1 protein-coding gene and 1 tRNA gene are annotated in these 902 nt (G+C 51.8%); one reads left to right on the plus strand and one right to left on the minus strand.

Translation table 11 applies throughout. The annotated features are described in order from the left end of the window. Positions 1-192: 192 nt before the first annotated feature. Positions 193-627 carry a hypothetical protein gene (locus NW819_RS01350; RefSeq protein ID WP_414412660.1) on the minus strand — a complete coding sequence of 145 codons (435 nt, stop codon included), beginning with the start codon at positions 625-627 and terminating at the stop codon, positions 193-195. Positions 628-828: 201 nt separating this feature from the next. Here NW819_RS01350 and NW819_RS01355 point away from each other — a divergent pair. After that, positions 829-902, plus strand: a tRNA-Arg gene (locus NW819_RS01355).

A 902-nucleotide genomic window follows, 5' to 3' on the forward strand; every position in this document is an offset into this window, starting at 1 on the left:
CTAGTTTGGAATGACTATAATTTGTAATTTTTTACAGAAAGAGGCGTTTTTCAAAAGCTGAGCTGGCACTTGTTCTCTCGTTTTAACAAGTTGGCCAGAAACTTCTTAAGCTTTCTCTACTCTGTAGGCACGCTCTTCTGGATCCAGCTGATCCAGCTAGACCAGGGCATGGGGTAAGACTACTCCAAGATCCTATTCTCCCTCGGGGGGTGCTGCCGCCTCAGAATCCAAAATGGCCCCTACTCCGTAAGAGTCAATATCGATGGCCTGGGATCCACCGGCAGCCAACAGAGCCATCAGGGATCCCAACTGCCACCACACCAAGCCTGCCGTGCTCAACACTAGGATCCCACCGACGCAGGCGGCCAAGGCCATAGACAGGCCAAACACGTTCAGACACGCGGCCACAAACCCAGAGGTAAACAGGCAGCAGAGACTGTAGGTGAGGATCACCCCAGGAGTGCGGTAGCGAATTTGCGCTTGGCTATCCCGGTTGAGCTGCCAAAGGGCCACCTGGTATTCCAAATTGTCCTTGAAAATGATGCCAAAGATAACAGCAAAAAAGCTGAATAAGGCGATGGCAGAGTAAATGGGGGGATTGACGAAGGGATCAGAAAGGGATTCCATAGGGCTGACCTCGGTTTGGGATCCAAGTCCTTAGCTTAACACTTCTTAGCATCACAGAAGATGTCTAGCAGGTCAATGTCAACAACACAACCGATAACGCCAGACCCAGTTGGGGCATGATGAGAACTGGTCGGGTATCACCTCATCTGCAAAAGGGCTGTAATCTGAGATGGGGGCTAAGAGCAGTAGGATGTTCGACAAGGGGCTGTAGCTCAGATGGATAGAGCAAGCGCCTCCTAAGCGCTAGGTCGGCGGTTCAAGTCCGCCCAGTCCCG

The sequence above is a fragment of the Synechococcus sp. R8-2 genome, from assembly GCF_047461715.1.
Lineage (GTDB): Bacteria > Cyanobacteriota > Cyanobacteriia > Thermostichales > Thermostichaceae > Thermostichus.

Excerpts from the sequence above, each read along its gene's own strand:
- NW819_RS01350 (WP_414412660.1), bottom strand. The coding sequence starts at position 627 with ATGGAATCCCTTTCTGATCCCTTCGTCAATCCCCCCATTTACTCTGCC.